Genomic DNA, 19,497 nt, shown 5'->3' with positions numbered 1-19,497 from the left:
TTTCGACTCGCTGTTTTTGATTTTCCTTCAGGCATGATATAATGGTTAAAGAAGTCTAGAAAGAGGAACGATATGAACGAAATCAAATGTCCCAACTGTGGGGAAGTCTTTACAGTAAATGAAAGTCAGTATGCCGAACTTCTGTCCCAAGTGAGAACAGCAGAGTTTGATAAGGAACTACATGATCGGATGAAGCAGGAACTGGCCTTGGCTGAGCAAAAGGCCATGAATGAACAACAGTCTAAACTAGCTCAAAAAGACCAAGAAATTGCTCAATTGCAGAGTCAAATCCAAAATTTTGATACAGAAAAAGAATTGGCCAAGAAAGAGGTTGAACAGACAAGCCATCAGGCTTTATTAGCAAAGGACAAGGAAGTACAGGCCTTGGAAAATCAATTGGCGACCTTACGTTTGGAGCATGAAAATCAACTACAAAAGACCCTTTCTGACCTAGAAAAAGAACGGGATCAGGTCAAAAATCAGCTTCTTTTACAAGAAAAAGAAAACGATCTTTCTCTTGCTTCTGTTAAGCAAAACTACGAAGCCCAGCTCAGGGCAGCAAGTGAACAAGTCGAATTTTATAAGAATTTCAAGGCCCAACAATCAACAAAAGCTATCGGGGAAAGTCTGGAACAGTATGCAGAAAGTGAGTTTAACAAGGTCCGCAGTTTTGCCTTTCCAAATGCCTACTTTGAGAAGGATAACAAGGTCTCTGCGCGTGGTTCCAAAGGGGACTTTATTTTCCGCGAAAGTGATGAAAATGGAGTCGAAATCATTTCCATCATGTTTGAGATGAAGAATGAAGCGGACGGAACAGAGAAGAAGCACAAGAATGCAGATTTTTACAAGGAATTGGACAAGGACCGTCGGGAGAAGAACTGCGAATATGCTGTTTTGGTAACCATGCTAGAGGCAGATAACGACTACTTTAACACAGGGATTGTTGACGTCAGCCACGAATACGAAAAGATGTATGTGGTTCGTCCTCAATTCTTTATCCAGTTGATTGGTCTCTTACGTAATGCGGCGCTTAATTCTCTAAAATATAAGCAGGAGTTGGCCTTGGTTCGCGAACAAAATATTGATATTACACATTTTGAGGAAGACTTGGATGCCTTTAAGCTAGCCTTTGCCAAGAACTATAATTCAGCTTCGACCAACTTTGGCAAAGCTATTGATGAAATCGACAAGGCCATCAAACGCATGGAAGAGGTTAAGAAATTCCTGACCACATCTGAAAACCAACTTCGCTTAGCTAACAATAAGCTGGAAGATGTTTCCGTCAAAAAATTGACTCGGAAGAATCCAACAATGAAAGCAAAATTTGAAGCGCTGAAGGGGGAGTAGAAAACAGTGGAAAATGAATTATTAGTATTGAATGCAGAAGAAGTATATGAGTCTGAAAATTTAAACTACGATGAGTTAGAAGAACTACTGGAACAACAATTTACAACTGAGTTTTCTAATCTTGAAAAATTGGAATTGGAATGTAAAGAAATTAATTCCCCAGATAAATTAGGGGATGCTATTTTAGATGAAATATGGAATCAATTTGCGAATCAAATTGGTTTAGATATGACAAGTGATACTCTTCTTAAGCAGTATAATGATAAGCATCCTAATGGTTATACAAAAGAAGAGGGAACTAAGATACTGAATGATAAAAGATATACTGATGCAAATAAAGCTATGAAAGAAAAGCAAAAATCCAATAATTTAAAGGATGAATATACTGGTAAAACTTTAAAAATAAATGAGAAGGCTAATTTGGATCATGTTGTTCCTCGTAAAAAAATATTTGATAATAATTGGAGAAAAATCGCTGATATTGAAACTGCTGATTTAGCAAATAAAAAGGAAAATTTTGCAGCAACTAATGAATCGCTGAATAAAAGTAAAGGAGCAACATCCAATAGTGACTATATAAAGAATAGAGAAGCGAGAGAAAAAAAACTTAGGAATCAAGTTCAAAGAGCCAATGAGAAAATTGATAAGAAAAATATCTCAGATTCAGAAAAGAAAAATTTAAAAGCGGAAAATGAAAAAAGGTTAAATGATAAATTAGCAGCTGATTCAGAGAAAATGCTAAAAACTGAGAAAAGAGCAAATAACTCTATTAATAAACATATTGCAAAAAAAGCACCTGTAAAAATGGTTAATAAAGCTGGTAAAGATGCTATAAAAGCTATGTTGGTTGCTGCTTTATTTGGAATGTTGAAAGAAATTATGAATGCTTTAGTGAGATATTTTAAATCAAAAAAACAATCTTTTGATACATTTCTTAAGGAAATGAAAAAATCTCTTCATTCATTTTTTGGTAAAATCAAAGATTTTATTAAAGTTGGTGTAGACAGTTTTGTTGGAAGCATCGTAGGAGAAATTATTGGTGCTTTCGCTGAAAAACTAAGAAAGTTACCAAATTTGGTAAAACAATTATTTGGTTCAATTAGAGAAAGTATCTCTTATCTATCAAACCCTGAGAATGAATCTCATTCTACTGCAATTAAAATTGCCCATGTTTCAAAAATTATTACATCCGCATTAGTAGGTGTAGGCGCAATGTTTTTAGGAGAATATTTTGAACAGTTCTTAAATAAGATACCAGGTATGACTTTTGAAATAAAACTTCTAGGAACAATTGCTAATATTTTAGGGATATTCTTAGCAAGTTTACTAACTGGAATCTTGGGAGCAATTATCATTAACGGACTTGATGGCTTTATTTCAAGGAAACTACAAGATGAGAATAAAAGGCAACAAGCTGATAAGAGAAATGAATTGTTAAGAATTCAGGAAGTCCAAATTTTTGTTGCCGAGCAAAATGTTGCTATTAAACGAAACCACATTTTTAGTAAGATGGCTAAGAACCATCAAAAACTAAGAGAACTACTTGGTGATGTTGAAGAAGAGTTTTCTAATTCAAAGATTGATTTCAAACAGCGATTATTAGCTAATGAAATTTATTTTGATGAAAAACAAAGAGAACTTGAAGAAATGCAAAGTGCATTAAATGATTTATTATAGGAGAATGTTATGTCAGAAGAATTAGAAATTCAAGTTTTAGCCAATTCTGAAAGATTTAATGAAAAAAAACAAGCATTAAAAGCCTTTAGTGAAGAGATTCCTGAACAATTTGATTTACCTACTGTTCCAGATGAAGAGAATATATTGAATTTGTTTTCTGTGGACTATGGAGTCAAGGGAAAAGATTTAAATGCACTTAGAGAAGCTGTTCATAACAAGATTTTTAATCAAAATGAACATATCAAAAAGATTATTCAGGAATTTAATACAATTTACGAAACATTTCAAATATTGGATGATGAGTATATTCAAAGCATTTCAAAGTCTTTGATTGCAGCAAAAGAGGCAAATAATAAAGCTATACAGGGATTGCATGAGATAGAAGAATATCAAACTGGTAATAAAAAATTATTAGATGATGTTTTTGAACAGAATAAAGATTTAATTGATGTATTGAAGAAACATCATAAAAAATTAGAAGAGTTAGAACAACTTGAAGATAAGCAAAGTGAAATTCATATTGAAATTGATAGTTTAAAAGCGAAGCTAAAATCATTAGTGAAAATAGAAAATAGTTTTAACAATTTGCATTTACAAGTTGAAGAAACACAAAATAATCTTAAAAACGATGTAGACAAGATGAATGTTCGATTAATAGAGGAAGGTAAAAATCTTACTTTAATTGTCGAGAAATTTCAAACTGAACTAGAGGAAAAACAAAAAGAGATTAGTTTCCTTAGAAAAGGATTCTATACTATTGGAGTCGCTGTTGTTATAATAGTATTATTTCTATTGTTTAAAGGAATGTAGATGATTAGTGAAACTTATTTAAAATTGTTAAAATCGGAAGTGAAAAAACTGGATGATTTAACAAATAATACTTATGAATTAGAAATAATTCTTCAAGATATAGTTGATAATATTAAAAATGCTGAGTTAGAATTTATAAAACGATTAGGAAACTTGACAAGTAAAGAGACATTCTTAAAAATCAAAGATAAGCAAACTAGTCTATTGGAATTATTGTATAAATATCTTGGCTCTAGAGTTATTGATACAAATTATTTAATTTTGAAAGAAACAAATCATAAATCATTTGAAGAACTAGCAAATGATTTAAAGTCATTAATAGGTTTAGAAAATGTTAAGAAAGAAATTAAAGATTTAGTAGCGTTTAATAAAGTTCAACAAAGTAGAGAAAAAATCGGTCTTAAAAAAACAAATAGAACTATGCATATGGCGTTTTTAGGTAATCCAGGTACCGGTAAAACTACTGTGGCTAGAATCGTTGGGAATATGTATCGTTCATTAGGAATACTAAGTAAAGGTCACTTTATAGAGGCAAGTAGAACAGACTTAATAGCAGAATATCAAGGACAGACGGCTTTGAAAGTGAAGAGATTGATACAAAAAGCCAAAGGTGGTGTATTGTTTATTGATGAAGCATATAGTATTACTGAAAACGATAAAAGTGATAGTTATGGTCGAGAGTGTTTAACTGAGTTAACAAAAGCATTAGAAGACTATCGTGATGATTTGGTGGTTATTGTTGCTGGATATGATGAATTGATGAAAAAATTTTTTGAATCTAATCCTGGGTTAAAATCAAGATTTAATTATTTTATTACGTTTGAAGATTATACTGTGGACCAAATGTTTGATATTTTTCTTTCATATTGCAAAAATGAAGAGTACATTTTGCATGATTCTGCAAAAGAAAAATTAAAAAAATATTTAGAATTACATAGTAGCAATCCTGAAAATAAAAATGCAAATGGGCGATTTGTAAGAAATGTATTTGACAGGATAATTATGAACCAAGCAATAAGATTAGCCACACTATCTTTTGTTACAAAAGATAATTACATTACGATTCTTGAAGAAGATATTTCATGAATGAAATTAGAAAGTAACAAATGAACGGTATTATCAACTTAAAAAAAGAAGCGGGCATGACCTCGCATGATGCGGTTTTTAAACTGCGTAAGATTTTGGGAACCAAGAAGATTGGTCATGGTGGGACCTTGGATCCGGATGTAGTGGGTGTTTTGCCTATTGCGGTTGGCAAGGCGACCCGCATGGTCGAGTTTATGCAGGATGAGGGCAAGGTCTATGAGGGGGAAATCACTCTGGGTTATTCCACGACAACCGAGGATGCTAGCGGGGAAGTGGTCGCAGAGACACCTGTTTTGTCGCACTTAGATGAAAAGCTTGTTGATGAAGCAATAGCCAGTCTGACTGGGTCTATTACCCAGATTCCGCCCATGTATTCGGCAGTTAAGGTTAATGGTCGTAAGCTCTATGAGTATGCGCGTGCTGGTCAGGAAGTGGAGCGTCCAGAACGTCAGGTGACCATTTATCAATTTGAACGAACAAGTCCGATTTTTTATGAGAGCGAACTTGCACGCTTTACTTTTCGTGTAAAATGCAGTAAAGGGACTTACATCCGTACCTTATCAGTTGACTTGGGAGAAAAATTGGGTTATGCGGCCCATATGTCGCATCTGACTCGAACCAGTGCGGCTGGTTTGCAACTAGAAGATGCTCTTACCTTGGAAGAAATCACTGAGAAAGTGGAAACTGGCCAACTGGATTTTCTCCATCCTCTAGAGATTGGGACAGGGGACCTTGTCAAAGTTTTCCTAAGTCCAGAAGAGGCTACAGAAGTGCGCTTTGGTCGTTTTATTGAGTTAGAACAGTCGGATAAGGAATTGGCTGCTTTTGAAGGAGATAAATTGTTAGCCATTCTAGAAAAACGGGACAATCTCTACAAGCCAAGGAAGGTTTTTATCTAATCTAACTGGAGTGTGAGGATGGAATTCTTCCCCTAGACTATCCAAATCAGACTATAAATTTTGCAAAAAATGTGATAGAATAGACGACGGATAAAAAAACGGAGGATAGCATGCAAAATAGACCAATCATTATCGGAGTGACAGGTGGTTCTGGTGGGGGTAAGACCAGTGTTTCAAGAGCCATTTTATCGCATTTCCCTGATGAAAAAATTTCCATGATTGAGCATGATTCATACTACAAGGATCAGTCTCACTTGACCTTTGAAGAGCGTGTCAAAACCAACTATGACCATCCTTTTGCCTTTGATACAGACTTGATGATCGAGCAGATTAAGGAATTGTTGGCAGGGCGTCCGGTGGACATCCCGACTTATGACTATACAGAGCATACACGGAGTAGCAAGACCTATCGTCAGGAGCCTCAAGATGTCTTTATCGTTGAGGGGATTTTGGTCTTGGAGGACAAGCGCCTGCGCGATTTGATGGATATCAAGATTTTTGTGGATACGGATGATGATGTGCGCATTATTCGTCGTATCAAGCGCGATATGGAGGAGCGTGGCCGTAGCCTTGATAGCGTTATTGACCAGTATTTAGGTGTGGTCAAACCAATGTACCACCAGTTTATCGAGCCAACTAAGCGTTATGCTGATATCGTCATTCCTGAGGGAGTCAGCAATACAGTTGCTATCGATTTGTTGACAACCAAGATTGCAAAGATTTTGGAAGAAGCTAGAAATAGTAAATAATCAGATGTGGAGGCCTTGCCTCCTTTTTTATTTTTCACTCATAATGGTACATAAATGGAGATTTTTAGGCATATTTTTGGTATAATAATACCCATGAAAGAGCAAGAAAATGAATAGTAGGTGGAGATGGAAAAGTATTTATCGGTAACAACTTTGACCAAGTATCTGAAAATGAAATTCGATAAAGACCCTTACTTGGAACGGGTCTATTTAACTGGTCAAGTTTCCAACTTTCGTAAACGACCTACTCACCAATATTTCTCCCTAAAGGATGACCATGCAGTTATTCAAGCGACTATTTGGTCTGGGATTTATCAGAAATTAGGTTTCGACCTGGAAGAAGGGATGAAGATCAATGTGATTGGGCGTGTACAGGTCTATGAACCGAGCGGTAGCTACTCCATCATCATTGAAAAGGCTGAGCCTGATGGGGTTGGGGCGCTTGCGATTCAGTTTGAACAACTCAAGAAAAAATTGACAGAAGAAGGCCTGTTTCAAGAACGCTTCAAGCAAGCTCTGCCCCAATTTTCTAAGAGAATTGGTGTAGTAACCAGTCGCAGTGGAGCCGTGATTCGAGATATTATCACGACCGTCAGCAGGCGATTCCCAGGTGTCGATATCCTGCTTTATCCAACTAAGGTGCAAGGTGAGGGTTCTGCGGAGGAAATTGCTGGAAATATTGCTCGTGCCAATCAACGGGACGATTTGGATTTGCTGATTATTGGTCGTGGTGGAGGTTCTATCGAGGATCTTTGGGCCTTTAACGAAGAAATTGTGGTACGAGCTATTTTTGAATCTCGTTTACCAATCATTTCTAGTGTAGGGCATGAGACGGATGTGACCTTGGCGGATTTTGTGGCAGATAGACGGGCTGCGACGCCGACAGCAGCGGCTGAGCTGGCAACACCTGTGACCAAGTTGGATGTATTAGCTCATTTGCAAAATCAAGAAAAACGGATGGCAACAGCAGTCCGAAATGTCCTATCGAAGAAACAAGAAGCTTTGAAAAAATGCAGTCAGTCTGTTATCTTTAGACAGCCAGAGCGTTTGTATGATGGCTATATGCAACGCTTGGATCAACTGCAACTGCGCTTAAAACAAAATTTGCGAACACGGATTTCTGATAACAAACAGCTAGTCCAAGCAAGGACGCATCGACTGGTTCAATTATCACCTGTTACCAAAATCCAGCGTTATCAAGACCGTCTAGGCCAGTTGGATAAGTTCCTACGTAGCCAAATGGCGCTGGTTTATGATGCCAAGGTTGCTGAGGTGAAGCGACTTTCAGAAGCCTTGTTGATGTTGGATACCAGTCGAATCGTGGCGCGTGGTTATGCTATTGTCAAGAAAGAAGAGTTCGTTGTAGATTCGGTTGAGAGTTTGAAGAAAAAAGACCAAGTGACGCTTTTGATGCGAGATGGTCAAGTAGAATTAGAGGTTAAAGATGTCAAAGCAAAAGAAATTTGAGGAAAATCTAGCTGAACTGGAAACCATTGTCCAAAGTTTGGAAAATGGTGAAATTGCTCTGGAAGATGCGATTGCTGCCTTTCAAAAGGGCATGGTCTTGTCAAAAGAACTCCAAGCAACGCTGGACAAGGCTGAAAAGACCTTGGTTAAGGTCATGCAAGAAGACGGAACAGAAAGTGATTTTGAATGAAGAAGCAAGAAAAATTAGCTCTTGTCGAGTCAGTCCTGAAAGATTTTTATGGAGACCAGCAGTTTGCCTTTAGTTTGCGAGAGTCTGTTCTCTATTCCATTCATGCTGGTGGCAAGCGTATTCGGCCTTTTCTTCTGTTAGAAGTTCTGGAAGCCTTGCAGGTCGCTATTAAACCTGCTCACGCACAGGTGGCTGCGGCCTTGGAAATGATTCATACAGGGAGTTTGATTCACGATGATCTTCCAGCTATGGATGATGATGATTACCGTCGGGGACGATTGACTAATCACAAGAAATTTGGAGAAGCAATGGCGATTTTGGCTGGAGATGCTTTATTCCTGGACCCCTATGCCTTGATTGCGCAGGCAGATTTGTCAAGTCAGATTAAGGTAGACTTGATTGCTAACTTATCGCTTGCTTCAGGAAGTCTGGGTATGGTGGCAGGGCAGGTTTTGGATATGGAAGGCGAACACCAGCATTTGTCTTTGGAAGAACTTCAGACCATTCATGCTAATAAGACTGGGAAATTACTAGCCTATCCCTTCCAAGCGGCTGCTACCATAGCCGAATTGGCACCTGAAATACAAGAAAAACTGAAAACTGTTGGTGAATTGATCGGCCTTGCTTTTCAAGTTCGAGATGACGTACTGGATGTAACAGCTAGTTTTGAGGAGATTGGCAAGACACCACAAAAGGATCTACAGGCAGAAAAATCAACCTATCCTGCTTTGTTGGGTTTGGAAGAGGCTATTGCCTTTTGTAACCAAACTCTGGAACAAGCTAATGCCAAATTAGAAGAAATTGCCCAGCAGATTCCCTTTGAAACAGAATCGATTGTAAAAGTAGTAGAAAGTTTGAGAATCAATGGCTAAGGAAAGAGTGGATGTACTAGCTTATAAACAGGGCTTGTTTGAAACGCGAGAGCAGGCCAAGCGCGGTGTCATGGCTGGCCTAGTCGTAGCAGTCCTGAATGGAGAACGGTTTGACAAGCCAGGAGAGAAAATTCCAGATGACACCGAGCTGAAACTCAAGGGTGAAAAACTCAAATATGTTAGTCGTGGTGGCTTGAAACTGGAGAAGGCCTTGCAGGTTTTTGATTTGTCAGTGGAAGGGACAACAACGATTGATATCGGGGCTTCTACTGGTGGTTTTACCGATGTCATGTTGCAAAATGGTGCTGAGTTAGTTTATGCAGTCGATGTTGGTACCAATCAGTTGACTTGGAAATTACGCCAAGACCCAAGGGTTGTCAGCATGGAGCAGTTTAATTTCCGCTATGCTGAAAAGACTGATTTCGAAAAGGAACCGAGCTTTGCCAGTATTGATGTGAGTTTCATTTCTCTCAGTCTGATCCTTCCGGCCTTGCATCGAGTCTTGGCAGCTCAAGGTCAGGTTGTGGCTCTAGTTAAGCCTCAGTTTGAAGCAGGACGTGAGCAGATTGGGAAAAATGGAATTATTCGCGATGCCAAGGTCCATCAGAAAGTCCTTGAATCTGTAACAGCTATGGCAGTAGAGGAAGGTTTTTCAGTCCTTGGTTTGGACTTTTCTCCCATCCAAGGTGGGCATGGAAATATTGAATTTTTAGCGTATTTGAAAAAAGAAGAGTCAGCAAGCAATCAGGTTCTTGCTGAGATTGAAGAAGTAGTAGAGAGGGCGCATAGTCAATTTAAAAATGAATAAAAAAGAGAGACTTGAAAAAATTAGACGATTTGTGACAGATTATCAAATCGGTACGCAAGAAGAAATTGTAGAACATTTGAAAGAGGCAGGCATCACTGCCACTCAGGCAACGGTATCCCGAGATATCAAAGAGCTAGGTATTGTCAAAATTCCTTTGAGAGACAACACCTATGTCTATGAATTACCAAAATCAATCGTAAAAAGTTTGCAACTGGCTGAAGACAATATCGAATCGGCTGAATTGATGGACAAGATGATCAATCTCCAAGTTATTCCAGGAAATACAGCTTTTGTAAAAGCTCAGTTAACCGAGACTTTTGCGGACAAGATTTTTAGCTGTTTAGCTGATGATAGCTCGATTTTAGTCATTGCCAGAAGTGAAAGTCTAGCTGAGGAAATCTTTGAACAAGTAAAAAATTGGTAGGTCTATATGTTACTTGAAATTTCGATAAAAAACTTTGCCATTATTGAGGCTATTTCCCTCAATTTTGAAAAGGGGATGACTGTCCTGACTGGTGAAACGGGTGCAGGGAAGTCGATTATCATTGATGCCATGAATATGATGTTGGGAGCTCGTGCTACGACAGATGTTATTCGTCATGGTGCGCCAAAGGCAGAGATTGAGGGGCTTTTCTCAGTTGAGAATAGTCGCCTTTTGCAGGAAATTTTTAATGAGCAAGGTTTGGAATTGAGTGATGAGATTATCATCCGTCGAGAAATCTTGCAAAATGGTCGTAGTATCAGCCGTGTGAATGGCCAGATGGTTAATCTGTCTGTTTTGCGTGCTATTGGGCAACATCTGGTGGATATTCATGGTCAGCATGACCAAGAAGAGTTAATGCGTCCTCAACTTCATATTCAAATGTTGGATGAATTCGGCGATGCAGCCTTTTGGGACTTGAAAGAAACCTATCAAACGAGTTTTGATGCTTATCGAAAAATGCGTAAGCAGGTTCTGGAAGTTAAGAAAAACCAACAGGAACACAAGGCACGTATTGAAATGTTGGAATTTCAAATGGCAGAGATAGAGGCAGCAAACTTGCAGGCTGGAGAAGATCTGGCTCTTAATCAAGAGCGTGGTAAGCTGCTCAACCATAAAAATATTGCGGATACACTGACCAATGCCTACAGCATGTTGGACAATGAAGATTTTTCAAGTCTGGCTAATGTTCGTTCGGCCATGAATGACATGGAAAGTGTTGAAGAGTACGATCCTGAATACCGTGAAATTTCAAGCTCTCTGTCTGAAACCTACTATGTCTTAGAAGATATTAGCAAGCGTCTGGAAGCTATTATTGAGGACCTTGATTTTGATGGCAATCGCCTCATGCAGGTTGAGAATCGTTTGGATCTCCTTCATACTATTACCCGTAAGTATGGTGGGACTGTAGACGATGTCTTGCTTTATTTTGCCAAGATTACGGAAGAATACAATCTCTTGACAGGTAATAACCTTTCGTCTGAGGACATGGAAGCAGAGCTTAAGAAGTTGGAAGTCAATCTTGTCGATTTGGCAGGTCAACTTGCCTCTGCTCGTCATGATTTGGCCCAGCAGCTAGAAGCAGAGATTAAGCAAGAACTGCAAGATCTTTATATGGAAAAAGCCCAGTTTCAGGTTCGTTTTAGCAAGGGCAAATTCAGTCGTGAGGGAAATGAAATGGTTGAGTTTTATATTTCAACCAACCCTGGCGAAGATTTTAAACCCTTGGTTAAGGTTGCATCTGGCGGAGAATTGTCTCGCCTCATGCTAGCCATTAAGTCTGCCTTTTCACGTAAAGAAGGCAAGACAAGTATTGTCTTTGATGAGGTGGATACGGGAGTTTCAGGTCGTGTAGCCCAAGCTATTGCACAGAAGATTCATAAAATTGGTCAGCATGGGCAGGTTCTAGCTATTTCCCATTTACCACAAGTGATCGCGATTGCGGATTATCAATTCTTTATTGAGAAGATTAGCAATGACCATTCAACAGTTTCGACTGTTCGTCTCTTGACGGTTGAAGAGCGAGTGGAGGAAGTTGCTAAGATGTTGGCAGGTGATGACGTGACAGAAGCAGCCCTGACGCAAGCCAGAGAATTGTTGAGAAACAGGGAGAAATAAGATGACAGATTATTATGTAATTGGAGATGTTCACGGAAAAGCTGGGATGCTGGAAGACCTTCTCAAAACATGGGATGGTCAGACCCAGTTGCTCTTTTTAGGGGACTTGATTGACCGTGGTGAAGATAGTCGCCGTGTCCTAGAGATGGTTAAGGACTTGGTCGATAATCAAGGGGCTATCTGTTTATCAGGAAACCACGAGTATATGTTTTTGACTTGGCTCGATAACCCAGAAGAAAGCTATGACCACTATCGTCGCAATGGTGGAGATACAACCATTAACTCTATCCTAGGTCGACCCTTGGATGCACCAGTTGATGGAGTTGAGGATGCCAGGCGTGTTGCTACTGAAGCGGCAGACTTAGTCGAATTTATTCGTCAAATGCCTTTTGTGTTAGAGACAGACAAGTATATCTTTGTACATGCTGGTATTGATTTGACCTTGGATGACTGGCGTGAAACCACAGATTATAAAAAAGTCTGGCTTAGAAAACCATTCCACGAAGCAGAAAATCATACTGGAAAAATCATTGTCTTTGGTCACACACCAGTTTATGGCTTGTTACAGCAAGAACGCGGTACAGCTGAGCTTTGGACTACAGAAGATGGCAAGATTGGAATGGATGGAGGAGCTGTTTATGGTGGTGTCCTTCATGGGATTGTTTTTACAGACCAAGGGATGACAGAACACCACTTTATCGAAAATGACGGCTTTGTCGCTGAAGATTAGTACTCCTAGCAGGGTATGGTCTTGTCAAAATGTCAAAAACAATTTATAATAAATAGATACCCTGAAAGGAAGAGAATCATGAACTTAGAAGAATTGAAAAAACGACAGGAGAAGATTCGTAACTTCTCTATTATCGCCCATATTGACCACGGGAAATCTACTCTAGCAGACCGCATTTTGGAAAAGACAGAGACAGTATCCAGTCGTGAAATGCAGGCCCAACTTTTGGATAGTATGGATTTAGAGCGGGAACGTGGGATTACCATTAAACTCAACGCCATCGAGCTGAATTATACTGCAAAAGATGGGGAAACTTATATTTTCCACTTGATTGACACGCCAGGGCACGTAGACTTTACCTATGAAGTTTCACGTTCGCTCGCTGCCTGTGAGGGTGCTATTTTGGTGGTCGATGCCGCTCAAGGTATTGAGGCTCAAACCCTTGCCAACGTTTATCTAGCCTTGGATAATGATTTGGAAATCATGCCAGTCATTAACAAAATTGACCTGCCTGCTGCAGACCCTGAGCGCGTGCGTACAGAGATTGAGGATGTCATTGGTTTGGATGCCAGTGAAGCAGTATTGGCTTCTGCCAAGGCTGGTATCGGTATTGAAGAAATTCTCGAGCAAATCGTAGAAAAAGTTCCCGCACCAACGGGTGATGTGACGGCGCCACTTAAGGCTTTGATTTTTGACTCTGTTTACGATGCTTACCGTGGAGTTATTCTTCAAGTACGTGTCATGGATGGAGTGGTCAAACCTGGCGATAAGATTCAGCTTATGAGCAATGGTAAGACCTTTGATGTGACAGAAGTTGGTATTTTTACTCCGAAAGCAGTTGGTCGTGATTTCCTTGCGACTGGTGATGTTGGTTATATTGCAGCTTCTATTAAGACGGTTCAGGATACTCGTGTGGGTGATACCGTTACCTTGGCAACCAATCCTGCGGCAGAGCCATTACATGGTTACAAGCAGATGAATCCTATGGTCTTTGCGGGTCTCTATCCAATTGAGTCAAACAAGTATAATGACCTACGTGAAGCACTTGAAAAATTGCAGCTCAACGATGCCAGTCTGCAGTTTGAACCAGAAACATCTCAGGCACTTGGATTTGGTTTTCGTTGTGGTTTCCTTGGACTTCTCCATATGGATGTTATCCAAGAACGTTTGGAACGTGAGTTCAACATCGACCTCATCATGACAGCTCCGTCTGTTATTTATAAGGTCAACTTGACCGACGGCGAGTCTATGGATGTGTCTAACCCGTCTGAGTTCCCAGACCCAACTAAGATTGCGACCATTGAAGAACCTTATGTTAAAGCGCAAATCATGGTACCGCAAGAGTTTGTTGGAGCAGTCATGGAATTAGCTCAGCGTAAGCGTGGGGACTTTGTGACTATGGACTATATTGATGATAACCGTGTCAATGTTATCTATCAAATTCCATTGGCTGAAATCGTCTTCGACTTCTTTGATAAACTCAAGTCTTCAACTCGCGGTTATGCAAGCTTTGACTATGAATTGTCAGAGTACCGCCCATCTAAGCTAGTGAAAATGGATATCCTTCTCAATGGAGACAAGGTGGATGCCCTTAGCTTTATCGTTCACAAGGACTTTGCCTACGAACGTGGAAAACTCATCGTTGATAAGCTCAAGAAAATCATCCCTCGTCAACAATTTGAGGTGCCAATTCAAGCGGCTATTGGACACAAAATTGTCGCTCGTACTGATATCAAGGCCCTTCGTAAAAACGTACTTGCTAAATGTTATGGTGGTGACGTTTCTCGTAAACGTAAACTCCTTGAAAAACAAAAAGCTGGTAAGAAACGTATGAAAGCCATCGGCTCAGTAGAAGTTCCCCAAGAAGCCTTTCTTAGCGTCTTGAGTATGGATGAAGAATAAGTTATCAGAAATGCCTTTCCTTGTTCATAGGAAATTTATATAAGAATCAATCGTAAAGCAGACTTAAATGGTCTGCTTTTTTTATTTCTAGAACAGAAAAAATGTTTGAAATGTTTGTTTATGTGTTTGTTTTTATGCAACAAACTATAAAAACAACAAAAATATAAAAAAAGAGACAAAAAACAACAGAAAGTCATTGACAACGATTTCATATAGTGTTATACTTATAGCATAAAGTTAATGGAAAGAAGGGAAAACCTTATGGGATTAGATCATTTCTTTGACAAAAACCTTGTGTTTTGCTTAGAAGCGGATAATCAAGAACATCTCTTTGATCAGGTTGCAACTTTATTGGAAGAACGCGAAATCGTAACTCCAACCTATCGTGAAGCCTTGATCACGCGTGAAAAGTCATTTCCAACTGGCCTAGATATGGAATTTTTGGGTAAGGATTTGCCAAATGTGGCTATTCCTCACACAGATATTGTTCATAATCTAGCTGAAAAAGTTGTGGTCGTTCGATTAGAAAAACCAGTGACCTTCCACAATATGATTGCGCCAGATAAGGAAGTAGAAGTATCCTTACTCTTCTTTATCATTAATAACTCAAGTTCAAGTCAAACGAACATTCTTGCTCAGTTGATGGACTTCTTTACTGGAAATAGTCATCTTGAAGACCTATCAAAAATTTCTGAACCAGAAGCCCTCTATGCTTATATTGCTGAAGCAATTGCTTAATCTTGTCTATTAAAAATATTAAATCGGAGGAAATCCATATGATTAAAATTCTTGCTGCCTGCGGTGCAGGTGTTAACTCAAGCCACCAAATTAAAAGTGCTCTTGAAGAAGAACTTTCAAACCGCGGTTTTGATGTTCACTGTGATGCAGTCATGGTCAAAGACGTTAACGAAGACCTTATCAAAGGTTATGACATCTTCACACCAATTGCTGCTACAGACCTTGGTTTTGACCCAGGTATTCCAGTTATCGAAGCTGGACCAATCTTATTCCGTATCCCAGCAATGAGTGCTCCAGTATTTGATAATATTGAAGCAGCTATCAAAGAACACGGGTTAAGCTAATTTTAATTTGTTAACATTCATATAACTATAAAAAGGGAGGAACTATTATGGATGTCATTATCGAACTAGCCAATAAGCTGTTCAAACCTATCTTGGATATGGGTGGGCCAATCATCATGCTGATCATTTTGACAGTATTGGCTCTACTTTTTGGAGTGAAATTCTCCAAAGCACTTGAAGGTGGTATCAAACTTGCCATCGCTCTTACTGGTATCGGTGCTATCATCGGTATGCTGAATGGTGCTTTCTCAGCATCACTTGCAAAATTCGTTGAAAATACTGGTATTCAATTGAACATCACTGACGTTGGTTGGGCACCACTTGCTACAATCACTTGGGGATCTGCTTGGACACTTTACTTCTTGCTCATCATGTTGATTGTCAACGTAGTGATGCTTGCTATGAAGAAAACTGATACACTTGACGTTGATATCTTCGATATCTGGCACTTGTCTATCACAGGTCTTTTGATTAAATGGTATGCAGACAACAACGGTGTAAGCCAAGGGGTTTCACTCTTCATCGCCACTGCAGCAGTTGTCCTTGTAGGTGTTCTTAAAATCATCAACTCTGATTTGATGAAACCTACATTTGATGACCTTCTTAACGCACCAAGTTCATCACCAATGACTTCAACTCACATGAACTACATGATGAACCCAGTTATCATGGTTTTGGATAAGATTTTTGAAAAATTCTTCCCAGGTCTTGATAAATATGACTTTGATGCTGCTAAATTGAACAAGAAAATCGGTTTCTGGGGATCTAAATTCTTCATCGGTTTCATCCTTGGTATCGTTATCGGTTTGATGGGTACTCCACATCCAGTTGCTGGCGTAGAAGATGCAGCAAACTGGCAATTAGTTATTAAAGGTTGGTTGTCTCTTGGTTTGACAGCCGGTGTATCTTTGGAACTCTTCTCACTCATCGGTTCATGGTTCATCGCTGCCGTAGAACCACTTTCACAAGGTATTACAAACGTTGCTACTAAACGTCTTCAAGGACGTAAATTCAACATCGGTCTTGACTGGCCTTTCATCGCTGGTCGTGCTGAAGTTTGGGCTTGTGCCAACGTACTTGCACCAATCATGTTGGTTGAAGCAGTGCTTCTTTCAAACGTCGGAAATGGTATCTTGCCACTTGCAGGTATCATCGCTATGGGTGTTACTCCAGCTCTCTTGGTTGTAACCCGTGGTAAATTGCTCCGTATGATTATCTTCGGAACACTCTTGTTGCCACTCTTCCTTCTTTCAGGTACACTTATCGCACCATTTGCAACAGAACTTGCTAAAGGTGTAGGTGCCTTTCCAGAAGGTGTGAGCCAAACTCAATTGATCACTCACTCAACTCTTGAAGGACCAATCGAAAAACTTCTTGGTTGGACAATTGGTAACACTACAACTGGTGATATCAAAGCAATCCTTGGTGCTGTAGTCTTCCTTGTATTCTATATCGGTATCTTTGCATGGTACAGAAAACAAATGATCAAACGTAACGAAGAGTACGCAGCAAAAGCAAAATAATGCGCTCCTATAAAATGTAAATTGTTAAAGCTAGGTTGTCGACATCCATTAGGAGTGACAGCCTAGTTTTTTATAAACTATCAAGAAATCGGAGAAAATAATGGTAATTGAATTAAAATCAGAACAATTAAGAGTTGAATTTAACAGTTTTGGTGGGGCTCTTTCTTCTATAAAAGATGCCGAGGGAGTTGAGTATTTGTGGCAAGGAGATGCTACTTATTGGAGTGGACAAGCTCCTGTTCTCTTCCCCATTTGTGGTTCATTGAGAGAGGATACAGCACTTTATATAGATGATAATGGACAAGAAATCAAAGGAAAGATTCCTCGTCATGGTTTGGTTCGTAAGAAAGAATTTGAATTAGTTGAACAGACAGATAATAGTGTAACTTTTGCAATTGAAGACGATGAGAATAGCTATCAGAACTACCCTTATCATTTCCGCTTAGAAATCACTTATATCCTTACTGGAAAGACAGTACGGACTCAATACAAAATATTTAATAAAGAAATTAGCAAGGTCATGCCTTACTTTATTGGTGGACATCCAGGATTTAATTGTCCTCTGCTTGATGATGAAGTCTATGAAGATTATTATCTAGAGTTTGAAAAAGAAGAGACTTGCTCTGTTCCACGTCCTTTCCCAGAAACAGGTATGCTTGATTTTCAAGATAGAAGTCCATGGCTAGAAGGTCAAAAAGAATTAGACCTCAGCTATGATCTTTTCAGCACTGATGCAGTCACCTTAGATGAATTGCAATCTAGAACAATTGCCCTTCGTTCTCGTAAACATGATAAGGGATTGAAAGTTCGTTTTGCAGAGTTTCCAAACCTCATTATATGGTCAACTTTGAATAAAGGACCTTTCATTGCTTTTGAACCATGGTCTGGCTTGTCAACATCCCTTGAAGAAGGAGATCATCTAGAAGATAAGAAGAATGTTCGTCTCCTAGAACCTGCTCAAGTAGATCAAATTGGTTTTGATATCGAAATTTTTTAATTAAAAAAACACAAAAACAAACATTAATTGTTGACTTTTTTAAGAAATAGGAGTATATTATGTTTGTAAGCAACAAATGATGTTTGTCACAAACAAACAATCGCTTGTTATATTCTCTTTCGTAGAGAAAGATTATTTCTAGGAAGCTGGTTTCCTAAACTTGAATAAGGTGTCATTCATCTCATTCAATCCAATTTGTCAATAAACTGCTAGAAAACTTTTTGTAGGTAAACTGCTAACTGTTAAAGTTTTTACTAGCCTAGAAAAATAAAAGGAGTATACAATATGTCTATTGTTATCGGTGCAGATGCTGCAGGTTTGAGATTGAAAGAAGTTGTGAAAGACTTCTTGGAAAAAGAAAACTTCCACGTTGTGGATGTTACAGCTGAAGGTCAAGACTTTGTTGATGTGACTCTTGCTGTTGCTGCAGAAGTAAACAAAGAAGAACAAAACCTTGGTATCGTGATTGATGCTTACGGTGCTGGTCCATTTATGGTCGCAACAAAAATCAAAGGAATGGTTGCTGCAGAAGTATCTGACGAACGTTCAGCTTATATGACTCGTGGCCACAACAACTCTCGTATGATCACTATGGGTGCACAACTTGTTGGTGATGAATTGGCTAAAAACATTGCTAAAGGATTTGTTAACGGTAAATACGATGGTGGACGTCACCAAATTCGTGTCGACATGTTGAACAAAATGTGCTAATTAGATTACAGTAAGAAAGGTAAGTTAAAAATGAGAATTGCAATTGGATGTGACCACATCGTAACAGATGAAAAAATGGCGGTTTCAGAATTTTTGAAATCAAAAGGATATGAAGTCATTGACTTTGGTACATATGACCATACACGTACTCACTACCCAATCTTTGGTAAAAAAGTAGGGGAAGCTGTAACTAGCGGTCAAGCTGATCTTGGGGTATGTATCTGTGGTACTGGTGTTGGTATCAACAACGCTGTAAATAAAGTCCCAGGTGTTCGTTCTGCCTTGGTTCGTGATATGACAACAGCCCTTTATGCTAAAGAACAATTGAACGCTAACGTTATCGGTTTTGGTGGTAAGATTACTGGTGAATTGCTTATGTGTGATATCATCGAAGCTTTCATCCATGCTGAATACAAACCAACTGAAGAAAACAAAAAATTGATTGCGAAAATTGAACACCTTGAAAGTCATAATGCTCAACAAACAGACGCAAACTTCTTCACTGAATTCCTTGAAAAATGGGATCGCGGAGAATACCACGACTAAGAG

20 protein-coding genes are annotated in these 19,497 nt (G+C 39.0%); all 20 read left to right on the top strand.

Going from position 1 to position 19,497, the window contains the following annotated elements:
• Positions 1 to 72: 72 nt before the first annotated feature.
• The 20 genes from ACLNCP_RS01225 (at position 73) to lacB (ending at position 19,494) form a co-directional block, all read left to right on the top strand.
• Complete coding sequence (locus ACLNCP_RS01225) at positions 73 to 1,347, top strand: DUF2130 domain-containing protein (protein ID WP_261062411.1); 1,275 nt, start codon at positions 73 to 75, stop codon at positions 1,345 to 1,347.
• Between the two features lie 6 nt (positions 1,348 to 1,353).
• Complete coding sequence (locus tag ACLNCP_RS01220; RefSeq protein WP_424843918.1) at positions 1,354 to 3,024, top strand: hypothetical protein; 1,671 nt, start codon at positions 1,354 to 1,356, stop codon at positions 3,022 to 3,024.
• A gap of 9 nt (positions 3,025 to 3,033) precedes the next feature.
• Positions 3,034 to 3,834, top strand: coding sequence for a hypothetical protein (locus tag ACLNCP_RS01215; protein WP_424843917.1), 801 nt, complete (start codon positions 3,034 to 3,036; stop codon positions 3,832 to 3,834).
• Positions 3,835 to 4,920, top strand: coding sequence for an AAA family ATPase (locus ACLNCP_RS01210; RefSeq protein ID WP_424843916.1), 1,086 nt, complete (start codon positions 3,835 to 3,837; stop codon positions 4,918 to 4,920).
• Between the two features lie 20 nt (positions 4,921 to 4,940).
• Entirely contained in the window at positions 4,941 to 5,819 is an 879-nt protein-coding gene (gene truB / locus ACLNCP_RS01205) for a tRNA pseudouridine(55) synthase TruB (RefSeq protein ID WP_424843915.1), read from the top strand.
• 110 nt (positions 5,820 to 5,929) lie between these two features.
• Positions 5,930 to 6,568, top strand: a complete 639-nt coding sequence (gene udk, locus ACLNCP_RS01200) for a uridine kinase (RefSeq protein ID WP_001181376.1) — start codon at positions 5,930 to 5,932, stop codon at positions 6,566 to 6,568.
• A 126-nt stretch (positions 6,569 to 6,694) separates the two neighbouring features.
• On the top strand, positions 6,695 to 8,035 hold the full coding sequence (gene xseA, locus ACLNCP_RS01195; protein WP_424843914.1) for an exodeoxyribonuclease VII large subunit: 1,341 nt from the start codon (positions 6,695 to 6,697) through the stop codon (positions 8,033 to 8,035).
• Complete coding sequence (locus tag ACLNCP_RS01190; RefSeq protein ID WP_000043226.1) at positions 8,013 to 8,225, top strand: exodeoxyribonuclease VII small subunit; 213 nt, start codon at positions 8,013 to 8,015, stop codon at positions 8,223 to 8,225. Before xseA ends, ACLNCP_RS01190 begins: the two co-directional genes overlap by 23 nt.
• A complete protein-coding gene (locus ACLNCP_RS01185) occupies positions 8,222 to 9,097 on the top strand; it encodes a polyprenyl synthetase family protein (RefSeq protein ID WP_424843913.1) in 876 nt (291 codons plus the stop codon). The genes ACLNCP_RS01190 and ACLNCP_RS01185 overlap by 4 nt, the downstream gene beginning before the upstream one ends.
• A complete protein-coding gene (locus ACLNCP_RS01180; RefSeq protein WP_424843912.1) occupies positions 9,090 to 9,905 on the top strand; it encodes a TlyA family RNA methyltransferase in 816 nt (271 codons plus the stop codon). Before ACLNCP_RS01185 ends, ACLNCP_RS01180 begins: the two co-directional genes overlap by 8 nt.
• Complete coding sequence (locus ACLNCP_RS01175; RefSeq protein WP_001034401.1) at positions 9,898 to 10,329, top strand: arginine repressor; 432 nt, start codon at positions 9,898 to 9,900, stop codon at positions 10,327 to 10,329. The genes ACLNCP_RS01180 and ACLNCP_RS01175 overlap by 8 nt, the downstream gene beginning before the upstream one ends.
• A 6-nt stretch (positions 10,330 to 10,335) precedes the next feature.
• Positions 10,336 to 12,003, top strand: coding sequence for a DNA repair protein RecN (gene recN / locus ACLNCP_RS01170; RefSeq protein WP_261037590.1), 1,668 nt, complete (start codon positions 10,336 to 10,338; stop codon positions 12,001 to 12,003).
• A 1-nt stretch (position 12,004) separates the two neighbouring features.
• Positions 12,005 to 12,733 carry a metallophosphoesterase family protein gene (locus tag ACLNCP_RS01165; protein WP_424843911.1) on the top strand — a complete coding sequence of 243 codons (729 nt, stop codon included), beginning with the start codon at positions 12,005 to 12,007 and terminating at the stop codon, positions 12,731 to 12,733.
• A gap of 78 nt (positions 12,734 to 12,811) precedes the next feature.
• Positions 12,812 to 14,635: a translation elongation factor 4 gene (lepA, locus tag ACLNCP_RS01160; RefSeq protein ID WP_001047207.1), complete on the top strand. Its 1,824-nt coding sequence runs from the start codon at positions 12,812 to 12,814 to the stop codon at positions 14,633 to 14,635.
• Between the two features lie 261 nt (positions 14,636 to 14,896).
• Positions 14,897 to 15,373: a PTS sugar transporter subunit IIA gene (locus tag ACLNCP_RS01155; RefSeq protein ID WP_000521976.1), complete on the top strand. Its 477-nt coding sequence runs from the start codon at positions 14,897 to 14,899 to the stop codon at positions 15,371 to 15,373.
• Between the two features lie 38 nt (positions 15,374 to 15,411).
• The gene (locus tag ACLNCP_RS01150) at positions 15,412 to 15,717 is read left to right on the top strand and encodes a PTS sugar transporter subunit IIB (RefSeq protein WP_000590547.1); all 306 of its coding nucleotides are present in this window, start codon (positions 15,412 to 15,414) and stop codon (positions 15,715 to 15,717) included.
• A 47-nt stretch (positions 15,718 to 15,764) separates the two neighbouring features.
• The gene (locus ACLNCP_RS01145) at positions 15,765 to 17,240 is read left to right on the top strand and encodes a PTS galactitol transporter subunit IIC (protein ID WP_084924488.1); all 1,476 of its coding nucleotides are present in this window, start codon (positions 15,765 to 15,767) and stop codon (positions 17,238 to 17,240) included.
• Positions 17,241 to 17,340: 100 nt separating this feature from the next.
• On the top strand, positions 17,341 to 18,237 hold the full coding sequence (locus tag ACLNCP_RS01140) for an aldose 1-epimerase family protein (protein ID WP_247949287.1): 897 nt from the start codon (positions 17,341 to 17,343) through the stop codon (positions 18,235 to 18,237).
• 285 nt (positions 18,238 to 18,522) lie between these two features.
• The gene (gene lacA, locus ACLNCP_RS01135; RefSeq protein WP_000029277.1) at positions 18,523 to 18,948 is read left to right on the top strand and encodes a galactose-6-phosphate isomerase subunit LacA; all 426 of its coding nucleotides are present in this window, start codon (positions 18,523 to 18,525) and stop codon (positions 18,946 to 18,948) included.
• Positions 18,949 to 18,978: 30 nt separating this feature from the next.
• Entirely contained in the window at positions 18,979 to 19,494 is a 516-nt protein-coding gene (gene lacB / locus ACLNCP_RS01130) for a galactose-6-phosphate isomerase subunit LacB (protein ID WP_001216916.1), read from the top strand.
• The last annotated feature ends 3 nt before the right edge of the window (positions 19,495 to 19,497 follow it).

This window comes from Streptococcus sp. CL6.35 (genome assembly GCF_049737915.1).
GTDB lineage: Bacteria > Bacillota > Bacilli > Lactobacillales > Streptococcaceae > Streptococcus.
The sequence above is the reverse complement of the archived record's forward strand: the minus strand, read 5'-3'. Positions and strand labels throughout refer to the sequence as shown.